General features: G+C 72.0%; 25 protein-coding genes. 15 read left to right on the top strand and 10 right to left on the bottom strand.

The genetic code is table 11. The features are described from left to right. Window positions 1–92 precede the first annotated feature (92 nt). Together ABT288_RS13150 and ABT288_RS13145 are read right to left on the bottom strand one after the other, a co-directional pair. Complete coding sequence (locus tag ABT288_RS13150; RefSeq protein ID WP_351606112.1) at window positions 93–1238, bottom strand: GGDEF domain-containing protein; 1146 nt, start codon at window positions 1236–1238, stop codon at window positions 93–95. Window positions 1239–1326: 88 nt separating this feature from the next. After that, window positions 1327–2121, bottom strand: a complete 795-nt coding sequence (locus ABT288_RS13145; protein WP_351606109.1) for an enoyl-CoA hydratase/isomerase family protein — start codon at window positions 2119–2121, stop codon at window positions 1327–1329. 210 nt (window positions 2122–2331) lie between these two features. On the opposite strand from ABT288_RS13145, the gene ABT288_RS13140 reads away from it, so the two are divergent. Continuing rightward, a complete protein-coding gene (locus tag ABT288_RS13140) occupies window positions 2332–2934 on the top strand; it encodes a hypothetical protein (RefSeq protein ID WP_351606107.1) in 603 nt (200 codons plus the stop codon). A gap of 13 nt (window positions 2935–2947) precedes the next feature. On the opposite strand, the gene ABT288_RS13135 is transcribed toward ABT288_RS13140, so the two are convergent. Continuing rightward, window positions 2948–4093 (bottom strand): adenylate/guanylate cyclase domain-containing protein, encoded by a 1146-nt coding sequence (locus ABT288_RS13135; RefSeq protein WP_351606105.1) that lies wholly within the window; start codon window positions 4091–4093, stop codon window positions 2948–2950. Between the two features lie 252 nt (window positions 4094–4345). Further along, the gene (locus ABT288_RS13130) at window positions 4346–5206 is read right to left on the bottom strand and encodes a biotin--[acetyl-CoA-carboxylase] ligase (RefSeq protein WP_351606103.1); all 861 of its coding nucleotides are present in this window, start codon (window positions 5204–5206) and stop codon (window positions 4346–4348) included. Between the two features lie 110 nt (window positions 5207–5316). On the opposite strand from ABT288_RS13130, the gene ABT288_RS13125 reads away from it, so the two are divergent. The 4 genes from ABT288_RS13125 (at window position 5317) to ABT288_RS13110 (ending at window position 7996) form a co-directional block, all read left to right on the top strand. Beyond that, window positions 5317–6936 (top strand): acyl-CoA carboxylase subunit beta, encoded by a 1620-nt coding sequence (locus tag ABT288_RS13125; RefSeq protein WP_351606102.1) that lies wholly within the window; start codon window positions 5317–5319, stop codon window positions 6934–6936. Window positions 6937–6945: 9 nt separating this feature from the next. After that, window positions 6946–7155, top strand: coding sequence for an acyl-CoA carboxylase epsilon subunit (locus ABT288_RS13120; protein WP_351606099.1), 210 nt, complete (start codon window positions 6946–6948; stop codon window positions 7153–7155). A 68-nt stretch (window positions 7156–7223) separates the two neighbouring features. Beyond that, the gene (gene mmpB / locus ABT288_RS13115; RefSeq protein WP_351606096.1) at window positions 7224–7352 is read left to right on the top strand and encodes a morphogenic membrane protein MmpB; all 129 of its coding nucleotides are present in this window, start codon (window positions 7224–7226) and stop codon (window positions 7350–7352) included. A gap of 26 nt (window positions 7353–7378) precedes the next feature. After that, entirely contained in the window at window positions 7379–7996 is a 618-nt protein-coding gene (locus ABT288_RS13110) for a Maf family protein (protein WP_351606093.1), read from the top strand. On the opposite strand, the gene ABT288_RS13105 is transcribed toward ABT288_RS13110, so the two are convergent. Beyond that, window positions 7968–8561: a hypothetical protein gene (locus ABT288_RS13105; protein ID WP_351606090.1), complete on the bottom strand. Its 594-nt coding sequence runs from the start codon at window positions 8559–8561 to the stop codon at window positions 7968–7970. The two genes, ABT288_RS13110 and ABT288_RS13105, sit on opposite strands and share 29 nt — an antisense overlap. Window positions 8562–8925: 364 nt before the next feature. Between ABT288_RS13105 and ABT288_RS13100 the strand changes: the two genes are divergently transcribed. Then, window positions 8926–10698 carry an acetyl/propionyl/methylcrotonyl-CoA carboxylase subunit alpha gene (locus ABT288_RS13100; RefSeq protein WP_351606087.1) on the top strand — a complete coding sequence of 591 codons (1773 nt, stop codon included), beginning with the start codon at window positions 8926–8928 and terminating at the stop codon, window positions 10696–10698. 143 nt (window positions 10699–10841) lie between these two features. Here ABT288_RS13100 and ABT288_RS13095 read toward each other — a convergent pair whose 3' ends face one another. Continuing rightward, on the bottom strand, window positions 10842–11771 hold the full coding sequence (locus tag ABT288_RS13095) for a DeoR/GlpR family DNA-binding transcription regulator (protein WP_351606085.1): 930 nt from the start codon (window positions 11769–11771) through the stop codon (window positions 10842–10844). Between the two features lie 166 nt (window positions 11772–11937). Beyond that, the gene (locus ABT288_RS13090; RefSeq protein ID WP_351606083.1) at window positions 11938–13386 is read right to left on the bottom strand and encodes an NAD(P)H-quinone dehydrogenase; all 1449 of its coding nucleotides are present in this window, start codon (window positions 13384–13386) and stop codon (window positions 11938–11940) included. Between the two features lie 95 nt (window positions 13387–13481). Here ABT288_RS13090 and ABT288_RS13085 point away from each other — a divergent pair, with 95 nt between their 5' ends. From ABT288_RS13085 to ABT288_RS13065, 5 genes are all read left to right on the top strand, one after another. Continuing rightward, complete coding sequence (locus ABT288_RS13085) at window positions 13482–13919, top strand: gamma-glutamylcyclotransferase family protein (protein ID WP_351606080.1); 438 nt, start codon at window positions 13482–13484, stop codon at window positions 13917–13919. Window positions 13920–14039: 120 nt separating this feature from the next. Continuing rightward, a complete protein-coding gene (locus ABT288_RS13080) occupies window positions 14040–14864 on the top strand; it encodes a purine-nucleoside phosphorylase (protein ID WP_228621046.1) in 825 nt (274 codons plus the stop codon). Window positions 14865–14981: 117 nt separating this feature from the next. Further along, window positions 14982–16613 (top strand): phospho-sugar mutase, encoded by a 1632-nt coding sequence (locus ABT288_RS13075; RefSeq protein ID WP_351606077.1) that lies wholly within the window; start codon window positions 14982–14984, stop codon window positions 16611–16613. Between the two features lie 465 nt (window positions 16614–17078). Beyond that, window positions 17079–17618, top strand: a complete 540-nt coding sequence (locus ABT288_RS13070; RefSeq protein WP_351606073.1) for a hypothetical protein — start codon at window positions 17079–17081, stop codon at window positions 17616–17618. Window positions 17619–17993: 375 nt separating this feature from the next. Next, window positions 17994–18473, top strand: a complete 480-nt coding sequence (locus ABT288_RS13065; RefSeq protein ID WP_351606070.1) for a hypothetical protein — start codon at window positions 17994–17996, stop codon at window positions 18471–18473. A 78-nt stretch (window positions 18474–18551) separates the two neighbouring features. On the opposite strand, the gene ABT288_RS13060 is transcribed toward ABT288_RS13065, so the two are convergent. Then, the gene (locus ABT288_RS13060) at window positions 18552–19217 is read right to left on the bottom strand and encodes a PH domain-containing protein (RefSeq protein WP_351606067.1); all 666 of its coding nucleotides are present in this window, start codon (window positions 19215–19217) and stop codon (window positions 18552–18554) included. A gap of 135 nt (window positions 19218–19352) precedes the next feature. On the opposite strand from ABT288_RS13060, the gene deoC reads away from it, so the two are divergent. The 3 genes from deoC to ABT288_RS13045 are packed head-to-tail and all read left to right on the top strand — an operon-like array spanning window position 19353 to window position 22629. Beyond that, window positions 19353–20312 (top strand): deoxyribose-phosphate aldolase, encoded by a 960-nt coding sequence (gene deoC, locus ABT288_RS13055; protein WP_351606212.1) that lies wholly within the window; start codon window positions 19353–19355, stop codon window positions 20310–20312. Between the two features lie 6 nt (window positions 20313–20318). Then, entirely contained in the window at window positions 20319–21749 is a 1431-nt protein-coding gene (locus ABT288_RS13050; RefSeq protein WP_351606064.1) for an aldehyde dehydrogenase family protein, read from the top strand. Then, entirely contained in the window at window positions 21742–22629 is an 888-nt protein-coding gene (locus ABT288_RS13045) for an aldehyde dehydrogenase family protein (protein ID WP_351606061.1), read from the top strand. The genes ABT288_RS13050 and ABT288_RS13045 overlap by 8 nt, the downstream gene beginning before the upstream one ends. 83 nt (window positions 22630–22712) lie before the next feature. Here ABT288_RS13045 and ABT288_RS13040 read toward each other — a convergent pair whose 3' ends face one another. Then, window positions 22713–23096 carry a hypothetical protein gene (locus ABT288_RS13040; protein ID WP_351606058.1) on the bottom strand — a complete coding sequence of 128 codons (384 nt, stop codon included), beginning with the start codon at window positions 23094–23096 and terminating at the stop codon, window positions 22713–22715. A 125-nt stretch (window positions 23097–23221) separates the two neighbouring features. On the opposite strand from ABT288_RS13040, the gene ABT288_RS13035 reads away from it, so the two are divergent. Beyond that, window positions 23222–23857, top strand: coding sequence for a uridine kinase family protein (locus ABT288_RS13035; RefSeq protein ID WP_351606055.1), 636 nt, complete (start codon window positions 23222–23224; stop codon window positions 23855–23857). A 166-nt stretch (window positions 23858–24023) separates the two neighbouring features. On the opposite strand, the gene ABT288_RS13030 is transcribed toward ABT288_RS13035, so the two are convergent. Continuing rightward, complete coding sequence (locus tag ABT288_RS13030) at window positions 24024–24764, bottom strand: SigE family RNA polymerase sigma factor (protein ID WP_069779063.1); 741 nt, start codon at window positions 24762–24764, stop codon at window positions 24024–24026. Window positions 24765–24867: the final 103 nt, after the last annotated feature.

Raw genomic sequence — 24867 nt, 5'->3', positions numbered from 1 at the left:
GTACGCAGTGAATGCGGAGATGTCACTAGTGGAGTACGGGAGCGACCCTTACCGATCCGTGTGGGCTTCGCCTCAGCCGTGGGGACCCCGGCCTACGGCCGGCGCCCGCGGAACCGGCGCCGCTCGGCAGGCGCCATGTGCGGCGGCTCGTCGGCCAACCGTACGACCGGATCCTCCGGCCCCTCCCGCCCCGCCACCACCGGCCGGTCGGCGCCCAGGGCCTTGGCCCGGTACTGGGCGGCGTCGGCGAGCCGGAACAGCCGGCGCGCGTCCCGCACCTCCCCGATCGGATCCTGGGTCGAGGCGACCCCGCACGCCACACCTTCGCCCAGCTCCAACTCCCCTGCTCTCCGGCACAGTTCGTCGGCGGCCTTGACGACATCGTCGGCGGGCGGCCCGACGGCCAGCAGACAGAACTCGTCCCCGCCGAGCCGCGCGACCAGCGCCCCCGGCACCATGGCACCGCACAACGACAGCACCGAGCCGAAGCGTTCCAGCAGCCGGTCGCCGACGGCGTGCCCGAGCGTGTCGTTCACCCGCTTCAGCCCGTTCAGATCGCAGACGACGAGGCTGACGACCACGCCCTCCGTACGGTGCCGCTCGACCGCCTCCTCCAGGCGTACGTCCACGGCCCGGCGGTTGGCGAGTCCGGTGAGCGCGTCGGTGTAGGCGAGCCGGCGAGCCTCCTCCAGCCGCTCGGTCTGCGCGAGCCCGGCGGCGACGACGGCGGCCAGCACGGTCGCGAAGTCGGCGTCGGCCCGGTCGAACACGGGGGCCCGGACGGCGCGGGCGACGTACAACTCGCCCCAGGCCCTGCCGTGCAGCACGACCGGCGCGACCACGCAACAGCCCCGGCCGCGGCGGCGCAGGGCGGCGACCCGCCGGTGGAAGTAACCGGGGGTGCCGGTGGCGGTCCCCTCGGCGGTCTCCACCCACGCGTTCGCCCCGCCCCCTCCGGCCCACCTCTCGTGCAGGAACTCGGTGATCTCCGGGAACTGGTGCACCGGGTAGGCCTCGGACTCGGGGAACTCCTCCTCGTCCGGGCGCCGGTCCCCCACGTTCACCAGGACCCGCAGCCGGCCGAGCTCCCGCTCCCACACCGACAGCGCGGCGAAGCTGCCGTCCAGCGCTCGGCAGGCGCCGAGCGCGGCGGCCTGCCATGCCCCTGCCGGGGTGTGCGCCGCCGCCATGCCCTGCGCCAGCGCCACGACTGCTGCCAGCCGCTTGTCCTCGCCCATTACTCCAGGTTAGGGATGATTTACGGGATTCGGGACATTGGTGGTGCGATCAGGTGGATCACCGGTCCCGCGCGCCTTTCGGAGCGCTTCACTCGCCCGGCCACTCCGGCTTGCGCTTCTCGTTGAAGGCCGCCACGCCCTCCGCCCGGTCCCCGGAGAACGCCACGGTGCGCCACGCGGCGTCCTCGACCTCGAGACCCGCCCGCAGATCAAGTCCGTGCCCCAGTCGCAGGGCCCGCTTGGCGGCGCGCAGCCCGACCGGCGAGTTGGCGGCGATACCGGCGGCCATGGACAACGCCTCCTCGCGGTCGCGCCCCTCCTCCACCACCCGGTCGACCAGCCCCAGCTCGGCCGCCTCCGCCGCCTCCACCCGCCGTGCGGAGAAGATCAGCTCGGCCGCCCGCGCGGCCCCGACCCGGCGCGGCAGCAGCTGCGTACCGCCGCCGCCGGGAATCACCCCCACGGACACCTCCGGCAGCCCCACCACCGCCGTACCGTCGGCCACGATCAGGTCGCAGGACAGGGCCAGTTCGAAACCCCCGCCCAGCGCGAACCCGTGCACCGCCGCGATCGTCGGCATCGGCAGCTCCAGCACCCCGGTGTACGCGCCGCGCGTCACCGGCCGCTGGCGCCGCAGATCCGCGTCGCTGAAGGAGTTGCGCTCCTTCAGGTCCGCGCCGACACAGAACGCCCGCTCGTGGGACGAGGTCAGGACCACCACACGCGCGTCCCGGTCGCCGGCCAGCGCCGTGCACGCGGCGGAGAGGGAGCGGGCCATCTCCGTGGAGACGGCGTTCATGGCCTTGGGCCGGTCCATGACCAGCTCCGCGACATGACCGTGCCGCCGTACCAGCACGAACTCCCCGAACCGCTCCTCGCCCATGACACCCTCCGCTCGCCTGTTAACGCGGGTTAACGCACTGTCGGCCCCGATCATCGCAGCCGCACCCGATCCCGGGAAAGTCCAGGGGGCTACGCCCGTTCGAGTGACATCCCGGCCGTCTCACCCCACATCGCCCACGGGAGCGCATAGCGTGCGTCCGCCACGGCACGCCCGGGGCGTGGCCGGGAAGGGGAACCGGGGAGGGGAACCATGGCACCGATACGTGCACAGGCCCGTACGGAAGCTGAGGAAGAAGGGCCCGTACGGCGCGGGCGGCACCGCAAACCGCGCCCCCGCAAGGTACTGCTCGCCGCCGGCGGGCTCGCCCTGGCGGCGGGCGTGCTCAGCCTGGTCCGGGTCTCGTCGGAGTCGGGGGTCGGCGCCCCGGGCACGGCGGAGGCCGAGCCCCGCGGCGGCGCGGGCGACGGCGCCACGGACCACGCGGCGCACACCGACGCCACGGTCCTCGCCGGCCCCACCGCCCTGCCCTCGCCGACGTCCGTCATGGGCGGCAGGAGCCCCGCGCCGACACCCACGGCCGCACCCAGCGGTCCGGCCGCGCCCACGGAACCGGCCGGGGGCACCGCCGTACCGACCGCGACCGGCCTCCCGACCGCTGCGGCCTCCACCCCGGGCACGACACCGCGGCCCCCGGCGACGACGTCCGCCCCGCGCCCGGCCCCGACGACGACCCGGCCCACGCCGACCACCCCCGCGCCCACCCACGGCACGACGGACCCGGAGGGCCCGGGCGGGCTGTGCGTACCGGTGCTGGGCCTGTGCGTGGACGCGGTCGACGGTGCCGGCCGCTAGCGGACCACGGGTGCTACGGCTGACCGTCGCGGCGGGCCAGCAGCCAGGGCTCGACCACGCCGAGCCCACGCACCGGGCGCTGCCACATCGGCTGCAGCGCGAAGCGGTACTTCGGCGGCTCCTCGCCCTCCTTCTCGGCGGCCGCCGCGGCCTCGGCCGCCTCCGCCTCGGAGGCGGGCGCCTCGCCGGTGCGGATCAGCTCCTCGGCGAAGGCGCTGTCCACCAGCACGGCGTCCCGGGGGGCTATCGACGTCAGCCGGGAGGCCAGGTTCACCGTCGTACCGAACACATCACCCATGCGCGTGGTGACCGTGCCGAACGCCATGCCGACCCGCAGCTCGGGCATCGTCTCGTCGTTCGCCAGCGTCTCCACCAGCCGCAGCGCGATGTCCGCGGCCGTACCGGAGTCGTCCGCCGCGTACAGCACCTCGTCGCCGAGGGTCTTGATGAGCCGTCCGCCGCGCGCGGCCACCAGGTCGGCGGCGGTGGTCTCGAACGCCTCGACCAGCTCGCCGAGCTCTTCCTCCTCCATCCGGCGGGTCAGCCGGGTGAACCCGACGAGGTCGGCGAAGCCGACGGCGAGCCGCCGGTCGACCATCTCCTCGTCGTCCGCCGACTGCACGACCCGGCCGGCCGAGGCGGCGAGCTGGCGGCGCCAGACGTAGACCAGGAACTCCTCCAGCTCGGGCAGGAGCAGCTCGACGATCGGGTACGTCACCTCGGTGCGGGTCATCCCGGGCTCGGGCGGCTCGGTCAGGCCCTCCAGGAAGGAATCCATCTGCCACTCGGCCAAACGGGCGGTGGTCTGCCCGGTGGACCGGGCCACCTGCACCGCCATGGCCTCGCTGAGCAGCCCCGCCTCGACGAGACCGGCGAGCCGGCGCAGAGCGAGCACGTCGGCCTCGGTGAGCGCCTTGGCCTGCCCGATGTCGGCGAAGCCCATGGCCCGCCAGAACCGGGACGCCAGCTCCATGGAGACACCGGCGCTGCGGGCCGCCTGGAACGGCGTGTAGCGGCGCTCGGCGCCCAGGATGAGCTGTTCGAGACGCAAGGCCAGCGGGTCCTCGCCGGGTTCGGCGGCGTGGGCGTCCCCCCGCTCCTGGAGAGGGTCCACCCGGCCGTCCGCGTCCGCGCCGGAGCCCGTGTCGTCGACGGTCACGCCTGCTGCCCTTCCGATCTGCCGCGGTCAGGTATCGACCGGCCTCAACTCTACGGCAGGTGTGCGCCAGCTCACTCCGTCGGGTCCGGCCGACGGTCCACCTCCCCGCACCGGCCGCGCTTCCCGGTGCCAGTGCCGGGCCACCCCGGGGGCTGCGCCCCCAGAGCCCCGCATCGGGGCAGGTCCGGGGGTGCCCCGTCCGTCGCCGACCGCGGCTCCGTCACGGCTGGTCGCGCCGCCACCGCCGTACCCCTACGCAGGACGCAGGTGCACGATGTCCCCCGCCCCCACGGGCTCCTGCACGCCCGCCCCCGTGGCGATGACCAGCCGCCCGTCCCCGTCGACCGCCACCGCCTCGCCCACGATCGAACGCTCCCCGGGCAGCTCGGCCCGCACGGTGCGCCCGAGCGTCGCGCAGCCCGCCGCGTACGTCTCCTGCAGACCGCTCACCGCGGGGTCGCCCCCGGCGTCCCGCCACCGCCCGTACCAGTCCTCCAGTGCCCGCAGCACCGCCCGCAGCAGCGGATCGCGGTCCGTGCTCACCGCGCCCGCCAGCGCCAGCGACCCCGCCTGCGGCACCGGCAGTTCCTCCGCCCGGAGCGTGACGTTGATGCCGACGCCGATGACCACACCGTCCTCACCGGCCCGCTCGGCGAGGATGCCCCCGGCCTTGCGCTCCTCGCCCGCCACGGTCACCAGCAGGTCGTTCGGCCACTTCAGGGCCGTGTCCACGCCCGCCGCCCGGGACAGCCCGGTCGCCACGGCGACGCCCGTGAGCAGCGGCAGCCAGCCCCACCGGGCCACCGGCACCTCGGCGGGCCGCAGGAAGACGGAGAAGAACAATCCCGAGCGCGCCGGCGCCGTCCACCGTCGGTCCAGGCGCCCCTTGCCCGCCGTCTGTTCCTCCGCCACCAGCACCGCCCCCTCGTCCGCCTTCCCGGCGGCGGCCCGGGCGACCAGGTCGGAGTTGGTGGAGCCGGTGCGCTGCACCACGTCCACCGCGCTGTACAGCCTCCCCTCCCCGACCAGCGCGCGCCGCAGTGCCGCGGCGTTCAGGGGCGGACGGTCCAGGTCGGACCAGCGGCTGTCGTCTGATGCATTGTGCGGCGTCATGCAAGTCACCCTAGGTGTGGGAAACGCCGCACTGCCGACCCACAGGCCCAGCACTACTCTACGGATGAGTAACCGTCCCCCCTTTTGAGCAGGCAGGGAGCCGCATCCCGATGTCCGAGCCGGAAGAGCGTCAAGAGATCCACGAGACTCAAGGGATCGATATCCACACCACCGCGGGCAAGCTCGCGGATCTCCAGCGCCGCATCCACGAGGCGACGCACGCCGGCTCGGAACGCGCCGTCGAAAAGCAGCACGCCAAGGGCAAGCTGACGGCCCGTGAGCGGATCGAGCTGCTGCTCGACGAGGGCTCCTTCGTCGAGCTCGACGAGTTCGCCCGGCACCGGTCCACGAACTTCGGCCTGGAGCGGAACCGGCCGTACGGCGACGGTGTCGTCACCGGGTACGGCACCGTCGACGGACGGCCCGTCGCCGTCTTCTCGCAGGACTTCACCGTCTTCGGCGGCGCCCTCGGCGAGGTCTACGGCCAGAAGATCGTCAAGGTCATGGACTTCGCGCTGAAGACCGGCTGCCCGGTCATCGGCATCAACGACTCCGGCGGCGCCCGGATCCAGGAGGGCGTCGCCTCTCTGGGCGCCTACGGCGAGATCTTCCGCCGCAACACCCACGCCAGCGGAGTCATCCCCCAGATCTCGCTGGTCGTCGGGCCCTGCGCGGGCGGCGCGGTGTACTCCCCGGCCATCACCGACTTCACGGTCATGGTCGACCAGACCTCGCACATGTTCATCACCGGCCCCGACGTCATCAAGACGGTCACCGGCGAGGACGTCGGCTTCGAGGAACTGGGCGGCGCCCGCACCCACAACGCGGTCTCCGGTGTGGCCCACCACATGGCGGGCGACGAGAAGGACGCCATCGAGTACGTCAAGCAGCTGCTGTCGTACCTGCCGTCCAACAACCTCAGCGAGGCCCCGGTGTTCCCGGAGGAGGCGGACCTCACCGTCACCGACGAGGACCGCGAGCTGGACACCGTCGTCCCGGACAGCGCGAACCAGCCGTACGACATCCGCACGGTGGTCGAACACGTCCTGGACGACGGCGAGTTCTTCGAGACCCAGGCGCTGTTCGCGCCGAACATGGTCACCGGCTTCGGGCGTGTCGAGGGCTACCCCGTCGGCATCGTCGCCAACCAGCCGATGCAGTTCGCCGGCTGCCTGGACATCGACGCCTCCGAGAAGGCCGCCCGGTTCGTGCGCACCTGCGACGCCTTCAACATCCCGGTGCTGACCTTCGTGGACGTCCCCGGCTTCCTGCCGGGCGTCGACCAGGAGCACACCGGCATCATCCGGCGCGGCGCCAAGCTGATCTACGCCTACGCCGAGGCCACCGTCCCGCTCATCACGGTCATCACCCGCAAGGCCTTCGGCGGCGCCTACGACGTCATGGGCTCCAAGCACCTGGGCGCCGACCTCAACCTGGCCTGGCCGACCGCCCAGATCGCCGTCATGGGTGCCCAGGGCGCCGTCAACATCCTGCACCGCCGCACCATCGCCGAGGCGGAGTCCGCCGGAAACGGCGAGGCCACCCGGGCCCGGCTGATCCAGGAGTACGAGGACACCCTCCTCAACCCCTACATCGCGGCCGAGCGCGGCTACATCGACGCGGTGATCATGCCGTCCGACACCCGCGCGCACATCGTCCGCGGCCTGCGTCAGCTGCGCACGAAGCGGGAATCCCTGCCTCCGAAGAAGCACGGCAACATCCCCCTGTAAGGAGCCGCTGTGACGATCAGAGTCGTACGGGGCAACCCGACCCCGGAGGAGCTGGCCGCCGCCCTGGCGGTGGTCCGCGCCCGCGCCGCGGCGGCAGCAGCGACACCGCCCGGCGCGAAGGGCCCGAGGGACGCGTGGTCCGACCCGGGCAGGATCGCCGCCGCCCATCTGCCCAAGCCCGGGCCGGCGTCCTGGACCCGCACCTACTGGCCGAGCTGAGGCGCAACGCTCCAACTTGAGTAGCAGTACTCAGGCGCCCGGCCTCCGCCCGGCCGCACGCTGGACGAATGCTGTGGTCAGACCCCGAGGACGAGCCGCCGGAGGACATGCGCGACGCGCATGACATGCTCCGGCGGCTCGGCTTTCTCATGGCCCTGGCCATGATCCTGACCATGGTCGTGGTCGGCCTGAGCTAGCGCGGCGACGGGGCTAGTCTGACCGCATGACTGCCAAGCCACGCCGACGCCTGATCCTCGCCTCCCGGTCCCCCGCCCGCCTGGGCCTCCTGAGGCAGGCCGGCCTCGAGCCCGAGGTGATCGTGAGCGGCGTCGACGAAGACGCCCTCACCGCCCCCACCCCGGCGGAGCTGGCGCTCGCCCTGGCCGAGGCGAAGGCCTCGGTGGTGGCGGCGAAGCCGGAGGCGCAGGGCGCCCTGGTGATCGGCTGCGACTCGGTGCTGGAGCTGGACGGGCACGCCCTCGGCAAGCCCGCCGACGCCGAGGAGGCGACCGCCCGCTGGAAGGCGATGCGCGGGCGCGCCGGGACCCTCCAGACGGGCCACTGCGTCTGGGACACGAGCGCCAAGCGGTACGTCTCCGGCATCGCCTCCACCGTGGTCTGCTTCGGCGAACCGACCGACGAGGAGATCGCGGCGTACGTGGCCTCCGGCGAACCCCTCTACGTCGCCGGGGCCTTCACCCTGGACGGCCGTTCGGCGCCGTTCATCGAGGGCATCGAGGGCGACCACGGCAACGTGATCGGCATCAGCCTGCCCCTGGTGCGCAAGCTGCTGGCCGAACTGGGCGTCGGCATCACGGAGTTGTGGTCACCGGCCGAGTGACCTGGGCGGGCACGGCGTCCTGCGGCTCGTCGTCCCCGCCGTCCCCGTCCTGCGGCTCGTCCGTACGGGGGGCGGGTGCGGCCGAGCCGGCCGGGACCTCGGCCGGCTCTGCGGCGGCCTCCGGGCCCCCTCCCGCCCCCGCCCCGTCGCCGGGGGCGGCCGGCTGCGGGCCGCCGTCACGGTCGTACGTCATCAGGAGCAGGACGACGAGGCCGAGCACCACCACCATGAACAGGAACGCCGTCCAGCCGACCAGGCCCCAGGCGAAGGCGCCCAGCAGGCCGTGCACGACCGCAGCGCTGATCAGCAGGACGCGGCCGAAGCCCGCGGGGGCGCGGTTGCGTATCGCGACCAGGAGGGCCACCAGCGCGCACAGCGCGAAGTAGAGGCCGAAGACGAGCCCGCCGATCTTCGAGGACATCGACATCACGTTCGGATCGAGGCCGGCCAGGGACATCTTCTGCCGGTCGACGACCACGCCGAGGAACCAGTTCAGCGCCGCGATGAAGAACGCCTCCGCCAGAAGAACGACCGCCACGACCCATGCCACCGGTCTGCGCACCACCGGTCCCCACCCACTCTCAAGCCACGCTGCTGTTACTCCAGGTACGTTCGAGTCGTCGTGAACGCTACTAACGGGTAAACCCCGGGACAAGGGTTCGCGCAGCAGCAAAGAATCATTGGGCCATTCGTAGGGACTCGACAAAGAAACCGAGTGGGCCGCAGCACGCCCTCACAGAGACCTTGACCACATGACGGGGCTAGGGTTTCCGGGAGGAGCCCTGCGTACCGAGGTGCGACAAGGCTTTTCGCGGGTCGAGCGCGCCTCGAATCACGCTCCGTGTGGGCAAGCTCACCATTGGGGATGGGTCGAAGTGCCGTGTCGGCAGTCCCTAAACTCGGCTTGTTTCAAGGAGGGAGCCTCAATCGTGCGCAAGGTGCTCATCGCCAACCGTGGCGAAATCGCTGTCCGCGTGGCCCGGGCCTGCCGGGACGCCGGGATCGCGAGCGTGGCCGTCTACGCCGACCCGGACCGGGACGCTCTGCATGTCCGCGCCGCGGATGAGGCGTTCGCCCTGGGCGGTGACACCCCGGCCACCAGCTACCTGGACATCGAAAAGGTCCTGAACGCCGCCCGCGAGTCCGGCGCGGACGCCATCCATCCGGGGTACGGCTTCCTCTCGGAGAACGCCGACTTCGCTCAGGCCGTCCTCGACGCCGGCCTGATCTGGATCGGCCCGCCCCCGCAGGCGATCCGCGACCTCGGCGACAAGGTCGCCGCCCGGCACATCGCCCAGCGCGCCGGCGCCCCCCTGGTGGCCGGCACCCCCGACCCGGTGAGCGGCGCCGAGGAGGTCGTGGCCTTCGCCGAGCAGCACGGCCTGCCCATCGCGATCAAGGCCGCCTTCGGCGGCGGCGGCCGCGGCCTGAAGGTCGCCCGCACCCTCGAAGAGGTCCCCGAGCTCTACGACTCGGCCGTCCGCGAGGCGGTCGCCGCCTTCGGCCGCGGCGAGTGCTTCGTCGAGCGCTACCTGGACCGCCCCCGGCACGTGGAGACCCAGTGCCTGGCGGACAAGCACGGCAACGTGGTCGTCGTCTCCACCCGTGACTGCTCCCTGCAGCGCCGCCACCAGAAACTGGTGGAGGAGGCCCCCGCGCCCTTCCTCTCCGAGGAGCAGGTCGCCGAGCTGTACCGCGCCTCCAAGGCCATCCTGAAGGAGGCCCGCTACGAGGGCGCGGGCACCTGCGAGTTCCTGGTCGGCCAGGACGGCACGATCTCCTTCCTGGAGGTCAACACCCGCCTGCAGGTCGAGCACCCGGTCACCGAGGAGGTCACCGGCATCGACCTCGTGCGCGAGATGTTCCGTATCGCCGACGGCGAGGAACTCGGCTACGACGACCCGGCCCTGCGCGGCCACTCCTTCGAGTTCCGCATCAACGGCGAGGACCCCGGCCGCAACTTCCTGCCCGCCCCGGGCACGGTCACCACGTTCGCCCCGCCGTCCGGCCCGGGCGTCCGCCTGGACGCCGGCGTGGAGTCCGGCAGCGTGATCGGCCCCGCCTGGGACTCCCTGCTCGCCAAGCTGATCGTCACCGGCCGCACCCGCGAGGAAGCCCTCCAGCGCGCCGCCCGCGCCCTGGACGAGTTCCAGGTCGAGGGCATGGCCACCGCCATCCCCTTCCACCGCGCGGTGGTCAAGGACCCGGCGTTCGCCCCCGAACTCACCGGCTCCACCGACCCGTTCACGGTCCACACCCGCTGGATCGAGACCGAGTTCGTCAACGAGATCAAGCCGTTCGCCGCCCCCGCCGATGTCGAGGCGGAGGAGGAGACGGGCCGCGAGACGGTCGTCGTCGAGGTCGGCGGCAAGCGCCTGGAGGTCTCCCTCCCGTCCTCCCTCGGCATGTCCCTGGCCCGCACGGGCCTCGCGGCCGGCGCCAAGCCGAAGCGCCGCGCGGCCAAGAAGTCCGGCCCCGTCGCCTCCGGCGACACCCTCGCCTCCCCGATGCAGGGCACGATCGTCAAGGTCGCGGTCGAGGAGGGCCAGGAGGTCAAGGAGGGCGACCTGGTCGTCGTCCTGGAGGCCATGAAGATGGAGCAGCCGCTGAACGCCCACAAGGCGGGCACCATCAAGGGCCTGAGCGCGGAGGTCGGCGCGTCCGTCACCTCCGGCGCGGCGATCTGTGAGATCAAGGACTGACGGCACGCTTCACCGTGACGCCCGGTGGACCGACTTCGATCGGTCTGCCGGGCGTTCCGTTTTCAGCAAGGCCGGCCGTAACTCCCCCAGGGGAGCGGGGCTGTATCGATCGGCGGCCGCGCCGCGGGGCGCGAGCCGGAGAGCTAACGCCGCCGCAGATCGGCGACGCGCCCCCGCTCCACCCCCGTCGGCTCCAGCCCCGGCCCCGAGCGGAGGGCCACATGTCCCCTGCGTGGCCCCGGCAGGGGAGCGCGCCGCGCCGGGGCCTGCTCACCCCCCGGAGGGGCTCCGTTCGCCCCCGCCACGGCGATCTGCACCCCCTGGTCGGCAAGGGCCTGCAGCTCGGTGGCGGCGCGGTCGTCGTGGACGGGAGGCTCGTCGGTGACCAGGCGGGTGATGAGGTCGGTCGGCACGGTCTGGAACATCGTGTCCGTGCCGAGCTTGGTGTGGTCGGCGAGGACCACCACCTCCGCGGCGGCCTGGACGAGGGCCCGGTCGACGGACGCCGAGAGCATGTTGGAGGTGGACAGCCCGCGTTCGGCGGTGAGCCCGCTCCCGGAGAGGAAGGCCTTGGACACTCTCAGCCCCTGCAGGGACTGCTCCGCGCCGGAGCCGACGAGGGCGTAGTTGGAGCCGCGCAGGGTGCCGCCGGTCATCACGACCTCCACCCGGTTGGCATGGGCCAACGCCTGGGCGACCAACAACGAGTTGGTGACGACGGTCAGCCCCGGCACCCGCGCGAGCCGGCGGGCCAGCTCCTGCGTGGTCGTACCGGCACCGACCACGATGGCCTCGCCTTCTTCGACGAGGCCCGCCGCGAGGTCGGCGATGGCCGTCTTCTCGGCGGTCGCGAGATGGGACTTCTGCGGAAAGCCGGACTCCCGCGTGAACCCGCCCGGCAGTACCGCACCGCCGTGCCGGCGGTCGAGGAGTCCTTCTGCCTCCAGTGCCCGCACGTCCCGCCGTACGGTCACTTCGGAGGTCTGGACGACGCGGGCGAGCTCACGGAGCGACACGGCACCGTTCGCTCGCACCATTTCGAGGATCAATTGGCGACGTTCAGCAGCGAACACGAAACTGACAGTAACCCCAGCGACCGTCTGGTTTCAGCAGTTTGCGCCGAATAACAGAAGTTGTTCGCATGGCAGGGCGGGAAGTGGTATAGGACCTATCCGCCCCGACTATGCCGTACGCAAACGCGGCAACTCCCCGTGACCAGCGGGAAGTCGAAACCGGCCGTCAGGCCTCCACGCCGGCCTTGCGGGTGTGGAGCTGGCGGGCCACCTCCGCGATCGACCCCGAAAGGGAGGGGTACACCGTGAACGCGTTCGCGATCTGTTCGACCGTCAGATTGTTGTCGACGGCGATCGAGATGGGGTGGATCAGTTCCGAGGCGCGGGGCGCCACGACCACACCGCCGACCACGATGCCCGTACCCGGACGGCAGAAGATCTTCACGAAGCCGTCCCGGATGCCCTGCATCTTCGCGCGCGGGTTGCGCAGCAACGGCAGCTTCACCACCCGGGCGTCGATCTTGCCCGCGTCCACGTCCGCCTGCGTGTAGCCGACGGTCGCGATCTCGGGGTCGGTGAAGACGTTCGACGAGACCGTCTTCAGGTTCAGCGGGGCCACCGCGTCGCCGAGGAAGTGGTACATGGCGATACGTCCCTGCATGGCGGCGACGGAGGCGAGCGCGAAGACTCCGGTCACGTCACCGGCCGCGTACACGCCGGGAGCGGTCGTCCTGGACACCTTGTCGGTCCAGATGTGACCCGAGTCGCGCAGCTTCACGCCGGCCCCCTCCAGGCCGAGCCCGGCGCTGTTCGGGATGGCGCCGACGGCCATGAGGCAGTGGGTGCCGCTGATGACCCGGCCGTCGGCCAGCGTGACCTCCACCCGGTCCCCGACCCGCTTGGCGGAGGCGGCACGGGAGCGGGCCATGACGTTCATGCCGCGGCGCCGGAAGACGTCCTCCAGCACGGCGGCGGCGTCGGGGTCCTCACCCGGCAGCACGCGGTCCCGGGAGGAGACGAGGGTGACCTTGGACCCCAGCGCCTGATAGGCACCGGCGAACTCGGCACCGGTCACGCCGGAGCCGACAACGATCAGCTCTTCCGGCAGCTCGGTGAGGTCGTAGACCTGGGTCCAGTTCAGGATGCGCTCGCCGTCGGGCTGGGCGTCGGGCAGCTCGCGCGGGTGACCGCCGGTGGCGATGAGGACGGCGTCGGCGGTGAGGGTCTCCTCGGTGCCGTCGGCGGCGGTGACGACGACCTTCCGGGACCCGTCGAGGGCCTGCATGCCCTCCAGCCGGCCGCGCCCGCGCATGACCCGGGCGCCGGCGCGGGTGACGGAGGCGGTGATGTCGTGGGACTGGGCGAGGGCCAGCCGCTTCACCCGGCGGTTGACCTTCCCCAGGTCCACGCCGACCACCCGAGCCGCCTGCTCCAGCGGCGGGGTGTCGTCGGCGACGATGATCCCGAGCTCCTCGTACGACGAGTCGAAGGTGGTCATCACCTCGGCCGTAGCGATGAGCGTCTTCGACGGCACGCAGTCGGTCAGCACCGACGCTCCGCCCAGACCGTCGCAGTCGACGACGGTCACCTCCGCACCGAGCTGGGCGGCTACCAGGGCCGCCTCGTATCCGCCGGGTCCGCCACCGATGATCACGATCCGAGTCACGTACCCCATTGTCCCGCACGCTTCAAGGTGCTACTGCCCGGGGGCGCACGCGAGTGTCGTACGGGGCGCGAGTGACGCGACTTTCCCTGCCGTACGCTCTGTCCATGTCGCTCTATGCCGCGTACGCCGGCAACCTCGACGCGCGCCTGATGTCCTTCCGCGCCCCGCACTCCCCGCTGCGCGCCACGGGCTGGCTGAACGGCTGGCGGCTGACGTTCGGAGGCGAGCACCTGGGCTGGGAGGGCGCGCTCGCGACGATCGTCGAGGATCCGCTCGCGCAGGTCTTCGTCGGGCTGTACGACATCGCACCCCTGGACGAGGAGTCCCTCGACCGGTGGGAGGGCGTCGGCGACGACGTCTACCGCCGGGTACGGGTGCGCGTGCACACCCTGGACGGCGAGGAGGCGGCGTGGACGTACGTGCTCAACGCCTACGAGGGCGGCCTGCCCTCCGCCCGCTACCTGGGCGAGATCGCCGACGCGGCGGAGTCCGCCGGGGCGCCCCACGACTATGTGATGGAACTCCGTAAACGTCCCTGCTGACCCTGCCGGCCCCGGCGTCCCCCCTGACGCGGGCCTCGTCGGAAACGACAAGACAACGATCGCCATCCCGTGACGTCTGTCATCTACGCGCGTAGGCGAAGAGCGGCTACTCTCGTCCACGTGAACGCATCTCTTCTTCCGGACGACATCCAGGGCGACCCGTACGCCGCCGCCGACGCCGCCGCCGCGCGCCTGCGCGAACTGACCGGCGCCGAGACCCACGACGTCGCCCTCGTGATGGGCTCCGGCTGGGCTCCGGCCGTCGACGCCCTGGGCGCACCCGACGCCGAGTTCCAGGTCACCGAGCTGCCCGGCTTCCCCCCGCCGGCCGTCGAGGGGCACGGCGGCAAGATCCGCTCGTACTCCATCGGTGACAAGCGCGCCCTGGTCTTCCTGGGCCGCACCCACTACTACGAGGGCCGTGGCGTCGCCGCCGTGGCCCACGGCGTCCGCACCGCCGTCGCCGCCGGCTGCAAGACGGTGGTCCTCACCAACGGCTGCGGCGGTCTGCGCGAGGGCATGCGCCCCGGCCAGCCGGTCCTGATCAGCGATCACATCAACCTGACGGCGACCTCCCCGATCGTCGGCGCCAACTTCGTCGACCTGACCGACCTGTACTCCCCCCGCCTGCGCGCCCTGTGCAAGGAGATCGACCCCTCCCTGGAGGAGGGCGTCTACGCGCAGTTCCCCGGCCCGCACTACGAGACCCCGGCCGAGATCCGCATGGCCCGCGTCATCGGCGCGGACCTGGTCGGCATGTCCACGGTCCTGGAGGCCATCGCCGCACGCGAGGCGGGCGCCGAGGTGCTGGGCATCTCCCTGGTCACCAACCTGGCGGCCGGCATGACCGGCGAGCCCCTCAACCACGAGGAGGTCCTCCAGGCGGGCCGCGACTCGGCGGCACGCATGGGCGAACTGCTGGGCCGCCTGCTGGGCAAGCTGTAAACGCCGCCGAGCCCATCCGCCCGCTTTCCGGCCGACCGTTCCGGGTGGGTGGGCACACGGGGGTCTGGGGGCGGAGCCCCCAGTGGACCAGGCAAACACGGAGAGGTTGATCCCAAGGTGCACGACGATCTCATCAGCAGGGCCGAGGCCTGGCTCGCCGAGGACCCGGACACGGAGACTCGCGAAGAACTGGCCAAGCTGATCGACGCCGGTGACACAGCGGAGCTGTCCGCCCGCTTCAGCGGCACGCTCCAGTTCGGCACCGCCGGCCTGCGGGGCGAACTCGGCGCAGGCCCCATGCGCATGAACCGAAGCGTCGTCATCAGGGCAGCCGCCGGCCTCGCCGCGTACCTCAAGAAGGACGGCCACACCGGTGGACTCGTCGTCATCGGCTACGACGCCCGCCACAAGTCCGCCGACTTCGCGCGCGACACCGCCGCCGTGATGACCGGCGCCGGCCTGCGCGCCGCCGTACTCCCCCGCCCGCTGCCCACCCCGGTCCTGGCGTACGCCATACGGCATCTCGGCGCGGTCGCGGGTGTCGAGGTCACCGCCAGCCACAACCCGCCCCGGGACAACGGCTACAAGGTGTACCTCGGCGACGGCTCCCAGATCGTGCCGCCCGCCGACGCGGGGATCGCCGCCGAGATCGACGCGATCGTCTCCCTGCACGACGTGCCCCGCCCGGACGCCGGCTGGGAGACCCTGGACGACGCGGTCCTGGACGCCTATCTGGCCCGTACGGACGCCGTACTGGCCGAAGGCTCCCCCCGCACCGCCCGCACGGTCTACACGGCGATGCACGGCGTCGGCAAGGACGTCCTGCTGGCCGCCTTCGCCCGGGCCGGCTTCCCGGAGCCGGTGCTGGTCGCCGAACAGGCCGAGCCCGACCCGGACTTCCCGACGGTCGCCTTCCCGAACCCGGAGGAGCCGGGCGCGATGGACCTGGCGTTCGCCCGGGCCCGCGCCACCGACCCGGACCTGGTCATCGCCAACGACCCCGACGCCGACCGCTGCGCGGTGGCCGTCAGGGACGGCGCCGACTGGCGCATGCTGCGCGGCGACGAGGTCGGCGCCCTGCTCGCCGCCCACCTGGTCCGGCGCGGCGCGCGGGGCACCTTCGCCGAGTCGATCGTCTCCTCCTCCCTCCTCGGCCGGATCGCCGGGAAGGCGGGCCTCCCCCACGAGGAGACACTGACCGGCTTCAAGTGGATCGCCCGCGTGGACGGCCTGCGCTACGGCTACGAGGAGGCCCTCGGCTACTGCGTCGACCCGGAGGGCGTACGCGACAAGGACGGCATCACGGCGGCGCTCCTCGTCACCGAGCTGGCCTCACAGCTCAAGGAGGAGGGCCGTACGCTCCTCGACCTGCTCGACGACCTGGCCGTGGAGCACGGCCTGCATGCCACCGACCAGCTGTCGGTGCGGGTGGAGGACCTCTCGCTCATCGCGGACGCGATGCGCCGCCTGCGCGAGCAGCCGCCGACCGAGCTGGCGGGCCTGGCCGTCGTGCGCGCCGAGGACCTCACCCGGGGCACGGAGAAGCTGCCGCCCACGGACGGCCTGCGCTACACCCTCGACGGCGCCCGCGTGATCGTCCGCCCGAGCGGCACCGAGCCGAAGCTGAAGTGCTACCTCGAGGTCGTCGTGCCGGTCGCGGACCACGCGGCGCTTCCGGCCGCCCGCGCCCGCGCGACGGAACTCCTCACCGCGATCAAGCGGGACCTGTCGGCGGCCGCCGGCATCTGACCCGTACGACACCGCTGACGACATGGGGTGCCCCGGCCCGGGGCACCCCATGTCGTCGTCCCCGCGACTTCCTCAACTCCCTCACAGAGAACGGCTCTTCGCCCCTCGCGGCGTGGTCGCGCGCTCGGCGGCCGACCGGATCGAGTGCGGCGTCCCCCTCTAGCACGACTCGTCCATGCCGCCGCAGCGACACGCTGCGGCGCGGTGAGACACGCGGCGACACGACGGAGGTGAGCAGGCGTCAGAAAATACGTCAAAAGGCCTAATAGTCGGTCAATCTTCTTTTAATTACGGCAATTTGATGGGCCGTCGGCATCCTCGAAAGGCTGCGCATCACGCGAAAAATACCTCGATCGGCCCCTAAAACCTGTCTTCCTATATGACCTATATGACTGGTCTGGGTACTTTTACTCACGAGCCGGCTGAAGGGCCGGTATCCCGGAAACCGGAGACAGGAGAAGCGATATGAAGCTCCCCCGTTCCACCGTGGTCACCACTGGTGTCGCGTCCGCCGCCGCCCTGGCCGCGACCGGCATCACCTACGCCTCGGCGGCCTCCATCCCGGCATCCCAGCCGGCCCCGGTCCTCGCCCCCGCGGCGCCCCTCGGTGTCGAAGCCGGGCCGGGCAAGGGCAACGAGGGCCGCGAGGGCGGCCGCCGGGGCTGGGACTGGGGCCGGATCCAGATCAACGAGCGGTCGTACTCCGCCGAGCCGGGCGACTGCGTCACCGTGGTCAGCGGTCTGGGCGCCCGGAGCCTGAACATCCGCAACGACAGCCACAACACCGTCGAGGTCTTCCGCGGGGTGGTCTGCGACAACGGTGCCCCCATCGCCACCGTCGGACCCCACAGCTCCTCGGAAGGCGTGCACGTCAGGCGGGTCGACGGCATCCACATCAAGGACGGCGTGGTGGCCAGCTTCCGCGTCATCCACCACTGGGACGGCTGGGACGGCTGGGACGGCTGGGACGGCGACGGCGGGAACGGCGGGAACGGCGGGAAGTAGCCCGCGGCCCGCCGCACGATACGGGGCTCCGGCCCGCCGGAATCGGGCCGGAGCCCCAGTCCCGGCCATTGTCCGACGGCCCGCGTGCCGTGCGCATCCCACCGGAACCGGACACGAGGCGCCGTACGCCGGATGTCCGGGCGGCCTTCCTTTCGCTCACCGGCCCGGCCGTCCGGTGGTGTCCGCCGGAGCGCGCCGCGTCGTCGGTGCCTGTCCCGACGCGACCGCCGTCGGCTTCCGTCCCCTCGCTCCCCACCCCTGAACGGGTGGGGAGCGGCGCAAGACGCGTGCCAAGGGCCGCTGCCCCTGCTCCCGGGGATGACCGGGGCGCGGCCCGAGGGCGTCCCGTATTCGAGACACCGCGGGGTGAGTGAGATGACTGTGGGTCTGGTGGAAGACGTCAGCGACGACACGTACGTCCTGGACATCCTCACCATCACGCTGACACCCGCACTGCCGTGGCTCGGGCACCAGGTCCGCTGCGAGATGGAGGGCCACCTCAAGGAGGCCGTCGACCTGACCCGGGTCACCTGCAACGTGATCATGAAGTTCGGTCCGGTGAAGATGCTGGACAGGTGGTACCGGCTGCCCGAGCTGCTGGCGCACCTGGGCGCGCGCCTGCCGGGTGACCCCAGGCCCCCCGCCGGGCGGTGGAAGCAGACGTGGATCCTGCGGCTGCCGGAGGCGGTGCCGGTGGCCGAGCACCGGATCCGCCTGCGCGCGCGGACGGGGGACGGAAAGAACTTCTTCGCGCTGGACATCCCCATGGACTTCAGCAGCAGGTTCCATCCGTCCAGGACGTACGGCGGCGGAGGCTCACGCACGATCCACAGCCCGCGCTGCCGCTCGCTGTGACCGGCGGCCGCCCCCGCCCGCACCCGCGACCAGCGGACCGTGTCCCACCGGGCGGCCGCACCGGGCGCCCGGCGAACCTCACCCCGTGATCAGCAGGATCAGCAGCAACACCGCGCCCGCCAGCGTGGGCGCGATCACCTCGTACGCCCAGCGCACGGTGACCTCCCCCTGCGCCGACTCCGCCGCGCCGCGCCGGTCCAGCAGCTCCCGCAGAGTGTCCATGACCTGGTCGGTCTCCGCGCGGGTCGGTCCGGTCCGAGTGCCCGCGCCACCGAAGCCGCGGCGCGTCTGCTCCCCGCCGCGCGCCGCCTCCGCCGCCGCCCGCGACTTGTGCATCTGCGCCTTCTTGCGGGCCCGCAGCGACACGGGAACCGACCACAGCTGGTACGTGCCGCCGGACTTCGCGACGACCTCGTTGGAGTAGCCGGAGCGCAGCGCGGCCACCTCGCCCCAGGGCAGGACGATCACCCGGAAGGGGTTGCGCACCCGCAGCCGGTCCTCGCCCGCGAAGACCGCCGGGCGGAGCGTGAAGGCGATCACCAGCGGCACGATCAGGATCATCGCGGCGAGCGCCAGCCACGGCGCGCGGCCGTGGCCGTGGAACAGTGCGTCGGAGCCGAGCCAGCCGACGACGACGAGCAGCAGCACGCCGCCCACGAGCCCCATGGGCGAGCGGTAGATCCGGTCCCCGACGGTCGGGACCGGGGGCTGTGGCGCGGGTGACTGGTGGTCGGGGGTGGTCATGCGCCCAGTCTGCATGACACCGGCGGCGGTGCCGCCACGCGCCCCGGAACCGGCGCTCATCCGTGATCCCGGGACGGGAGACGAGCATCGGGGCTGTACAGCTGCTACGCGCGTAGATATGCTCGTCTGGTGACCATGCCCACTACCGCACCCACAGCTCACGCACTCTCGGATGTCACCGCGTCCGACAGCACGCTGCGCCGCTTCCTGCACGGGCTGCCCGGCGTCGACGCGGTCGGCCTGGAGGCGCGCGCCGCGTCTCTCGGCACCCGTTCCATCAAGACCACCGCGAAGGCGTACGCCATCGACCTCGCCATCTCGATGGTCGACCTGACGACGCTGGAAGGCGCGGACACCCCGGGCAAGGTCCGGGCGCTCGGCGCCAAGGCGGTCCACCCCGACCCCACGGACCGTACGGCCCCGACGACGGCCGCGGTCTGCGTCTACCCCGACATGGTGGCCGTCGCCAAGGAGGCCGTCGCCGGTTCCGGCGTGAAGGTCGCCTCGGTCGCCACCGCCTTCCCGGCCGGCCGTGCCGCCCTCGACGTGAAGCTGGCCGACGTGCGTGACGCCGTCGCCGCGGGCGCGGACGAGATCGACATGGTCATCGACCGGGGCGCGTTCCTCGCCGGCAGGTACCTGAAGGTGTACGACGAGATCGTCGCCGTGAAGGAGGCCTGCGGCCAGGCCGCCCGGCTGAAGGTCATCTTCGAGACCGGCGAGCTGTCGACGTACGACAACATCCGCCGCGCCTCCTGGCTCGGCATGCTGGCCGGCGCCGACTTCATCAAGACCTCGACCGGCAAGGTGGCGGTGAACGCGACCCCCGCCAACACCCTCCTCATGCTGGAGGCCGTACGGGACTTCCGCGCCCAGACCGGCGTCCAGGTCGGCGTGAAGCCCGCCGGCGGCATCCGCACCTCCAAGGACGCCGTCAAGTTCCTGGTCCTGGTCAACGAGACCGCGGGCGAGGACTGGCTGGACAACCACTGGTTCCGCTTCGGCGCCTCCTCGCTGCTGAACGATCTGCTGATGCAGCGTCAGAAGCTGGCCACCGGCCGCTACTCCGGCCCCGACTACGTGACGGTGGACTGATCGATCATGGTTTTCGAGTACGCACCGGCGCCCGAGTCCCGCTCGGTCGTCGACATCGCCCCCTCCTACGGCCTGTTCATCGACGGCGAGTTCACGGACGCGGCCGACGGCAAGGTCTTCAAGACCGTCAGCCCGTCGACCGAAGAGGTCCTCTCCGAGGTGGCCCGGGCCGGCGCCGAGGACGTCGACCGCGCTGTCAGGGCCGCCCGCAAGGCCTTCGAGAAGTGGTCGGCGCTGCCGGGCTCCGAGCGCGCCAAGTACCTCTTCCGCATCGCCCGGATCATCCAGGAGCGCAGCCGCGAGCTGGCCGTCCTGGAGACGCTGGACAACGGCAAGCCGATCAAGGAGACGAGGGACGCCGACCTCCCCCTGGTGGCGGCTCACTTCTTCTACTACGCGGGCTGGGCGGACAAGCTCGACCACGCCGGGTTCGGTGCGGACCCGCGGCCGCTGGGCGTGGCCGGCCAGGTCATCCCCTGGAACTTCCCGCTGCTGATGCTGGCATGGAAGATCGCCCCGGCGCTGGCGACCGGTAACACGGTCGTCCTGAAGCCCGCCGAGACGACTCCCCTCTCCGCCCTGTTCTTCGCGGACATCTGCCGCCAGGCCGGCCTGCCCAAGGGTGTCGTCAACATCCTCCCGGGCTACGGCGACGCGGGCGCCGCGCTCGTCGCGCACCCGGACGTGAACAAGGTCGCCTTCACCGGCTCCACGGCCGTGGGCAAGGAGATCGCCCGCACGGTCGCGGGCACGCGGAAGAAGCTCACCCTCGAACTGGGCGGCAAGGGCGCCAACATCGTCTTCGACGACGCCCCGATCGACCAGGCCGTCGAGGGCATCGTCACCGGCATCTTCTTCAACCAGGGCCAGGTCTGCTGCGCGGGCTCGCGCCTGCTGGTCCAGGAGTCGGTCCAGGACGAGCTGCTGGACTCCCTGAAGCGCCGCCTGTCCACGCTCCGCCTCGGCGACCCGCTGGACAAGAACACCGACATCGGCGCGATCAACTCCGCCGAGCAGCTGGCCCGGATCACCGCGCTGACGGAGCAGGGCGAGGCGGAGGGCGCCGAGCGCTGGTCCCCGGCCTGCGAACTGCCCTCCTCCGGCTACTGGTTCGCCCCGACGCTGTTCACGAACGTCACCCAGGCGCACACCATCGCCCGTGACGAGATCTTCGGCCCGGTGCTGTCGGTCCTGACCTTCCGCACCCCGGACGAGGCTGTCGCCAAGGCGAACAACACGCAGTACGGCCTGTCGGCGGGCATCTGGACCGAGAAGGGCTCGCGCATCCTGGCGGTCGCGGGCAAGCTCCGCGCGGGCGTGATCTGGTCCAACACGTTCAACAAGTTCGACCCGACCTCGCCGTTCGGCGGTTACAAGGAGTCGGGCTTCGGCCGCGAGGGCGGCCGCCACGGCCTGGAGGCGTACCTCGATGTCTGATGCACGACTGTCGGTGTTCAAGACCTACAAGCTGTACGTCGGCGGGAAGTTCCCGCGTTCCGAGAGCGGCCGGGTGTACGAGGTGACCGACTCGAAGGGCAACTGGCTGGCCAACGCTCCCCAGTCCTCCCGCAAGGACGCCCGGGACGCGGTGGTCGCCGCGCGCAAGGCGTTCGGCGGCTGGTCCGGCGCGACGGCCTACAACCGCGGCCAGGTCCTCTACCGCGTCGCGGAGATGCTGGAGGGCCGCAGGGACCAGTTCGTCCGGGAAGTGGCCGACGCCGAGGGCCTGTCGAAGTCGAAGGCGGCCGCCGTCGTGGACGCGACCGTCGACCGCTGGGTCTGGTACGCCGGCTGGACCGACAAGATCGCCCAGGTGATCGGCGGCGTGAACCCGGTCGCGGGCCCGTTCTTCAACCTCTCCTCCCCCGAGCCGACGGGTGTGGTCGCCGTACTGGCCCCGCAGGAGTCGTCGTTCCTGGGCCTGGTGTCGGTGCTCGCGCCCGTGATCGCCACCGGCAACACGGCGGTCGTGGTCGCGAGCGAGAAGTCCCCCCTTCCGGCCCTGTCCCTGGCCGAGGTGCTGGCCACCTCCGACGTGCCGGGCGGTGTGGTGAACATCCTCTCCGGCCGTACGGCGGAGCTCGCGGCGCCGCTGGCCGCGCACCAGGACGTCAACGCGATCGACCTCGCGGGTGCGGACGAGGAGTTGGCGAAGGAGCTGGAGATCGCGGCGGCCGACAATCTGAAGCGGGTTCTTCGTCCACAGGCTGTGGATTACTCCGGGACGCCGGGCATCGACCGGATGACGGCGTTCCTGGAGACGAAGACGGTGTGGCATCCGACGGGGTCGCTGGGCGCGTCCGGCTCGTCATACTGACGGCCACGACGGCCCGACGGCCACGACAGCCGAGAGCCGCGCCGCCCCTCCGTCCAGGGGCGGCGCGGCTCTCTCGTCCGCGGTCAGCCCTCGGTTCCGGTCAGGCCGCCCAGCACTCCCCCGAGTCCTTCCGCCGCCGGGACGGCGCCGATCGGGCCCATCCGGGCGAGCGGTCCGGTCAGGCCGCCGAGGTCGCCGTCGTCCCCCGGCATGACACGGGTGTGGGCGACCGGGGTGTACTGGAGGGCCTGGACGGGGATGGCGGCGTAGTCGGTCAGTCCCGGCACCTGGGTACCGGCCTGCGGGGCCATCGTCCCGAGCGAAGCGGGCCGCAAGGGCACGTCCGGGACGCGAGCGGCGTCCGCGGACGCCGTCGCCACGCCCGCACCCAGCGCCGCCGAGGCGGTCGCGAGGACGATCAGGGCGCGCCGCGCGGTGTGGTTGCGGGGGGACGTGTGTCGTGTCATGCGGGGTCACCTTCTGATACTCAGGGTGAAACGGTCGACACAGAGGGTAGTTGAGGCGGGAGTCACGCTCAAAAGCCGACCCGCGGGGTCGGCAGGCGCGCCGCCATGCGTCAAACTGGTGTTCCGTGAGCATTCATCCCCCGTCCCCCGCCCGTGTCGTGCTGCTGTGCGGCCCCTCGGGCTCGGGCAAGTCCCTTGTCGCCGCCCGTTCCGGGCTTCCCGTCCTGCGTCTGGACGACTTCTACAAGGAGGGCGACGACCCCACTCTGCCCCTGGTGGAGGGGAGTTCGGACATCGACTGGGACCACCCGGAGTCATGGGACGCGGAGGTCGCGGTGCAGGCCATCGCCCGGCTGTGCGCCACGGGTTCGGCACCGGTGCCGGTGTACGACATCGCGCTGAGTGCCCGTACCGGCGAGGAGACGCTGCACATCGGCCGTACCCCGCTGTTCATAGCGGAGGGCATCTTCGCCGCGGAGATCGTCGCGCGCTGCCGGGAACTGGGCGTGCTCGCGGACGCGCTGTGCCTGAGCCGCGGGCCGTTCACCACGTTCCGGCGGCGGTTCCTGCGGGATCTGAGCGAGGGCCGCAAGTCGGTGCCGTTCCTGTTGCGCCGCGGCTGGCGGCTGATGCGCGCGGAGCGCTCGATCGTCGCCCGCCAGGTGTCGCTGGGCGCGCACGCGTGCGACCGCGACGAGGCGCTGGGGCGGCTCGCGGCAGCCGCGGCGGGGCGGCACGCCCGTCGGCAGACGGTGGCGTGAGCGCCGTACGGAAACGGAAACGGGACTGGACAGGCCCCCCGACCCTCCAGTCCCGCTTCGCGCACTCCCCCGTTTCCCCCGTGGGCCCTCCCCCGGTGCTCCCCCGTGTCCCCCTCCGTTTTCCCCCGTGTCCCCCGTCGGGTCACCTCCCGGTGACCCCCGACCTTCAGGCGACCAGCTCGCCGAAGGCGTCCTCCTCGTCACGGCCGAAGCTGAGGACCTCGTCCTCGCGCAGCCGGCGCAGCGAGCGCCAGATGCTGGACTTCACCGTGCCGACACTGATGTCGAGGATCTCCGCGATCTCCGGGTCCGTACGGCCCTCGTAGTAGCGCAGGACCAGCATGGTGCGCTGGAGCTCGGGGAGCCGGGCCAGCGCCTGCCACAGGACCGCGCGCAGCTCGGTGCCGCGCATCGCGTCCGTGTCGGAGGGCGTCTCCGGCAGTTCCTCGGTCGGGTACTCGTTGAGCTTGCGGCGCCGCCAGGCGCTGATGTGCAGGTTGGTCATGGTGCGGCGGAGGTATCCGCCGACCGCGGCCTTGTCGCTGATCCGGTCCCACGCCTTGTACGTCGAGAACAGCGCGCTCTGCAGCAGGTCCTCGGCCTCGAAGCGGTCGCCGGTCAGGTGGTAGGCGGTGGCGTACAGGGAGGCGCGGCGCTCCTGGACGTAGGCGGTGAACTCCGCCTCCGTCAGGGAACGGCGCTGCTCCCCCGAGTCCTCCCTGTACGCGGATCCCCCGTGCGTCTCCCCCGTGTGCGCGTCAACCACCGTCATGTAGGCGGTGTGCTGACGCCCGGTGCCGCGAGCGCACCCCCGCCCGCTCACGGCACCGGACTTCTCGGAACCCCGGTGCACATCGTGCAGTCGCGTGATTACGGCGCTGGTGCTGATGCTGTGCAGCGTGTTCATCTCGCGCTCCCCGTGGTGGACTTCCGGTCGTTCGGTCCTGCCCGGGCCGGCTCGGCTGGCCGCCCTGCCCGTGCCCAAAAGACTGCCGGGGCGACTTCATGGA

This window comes from Streptomyces sp. NPDC001093, assembly GCF_040298985.1.
Classification (GTDB): Bacteria; Actinomycetota; Actinomycetes; order Streptomycetales; family Streptomycetaceae; genus Streptomyces.
Note: the sequence above shows the minus strand (reverse complement) of the source record. Positions and strands in the feature narration are given on the sequence as shown.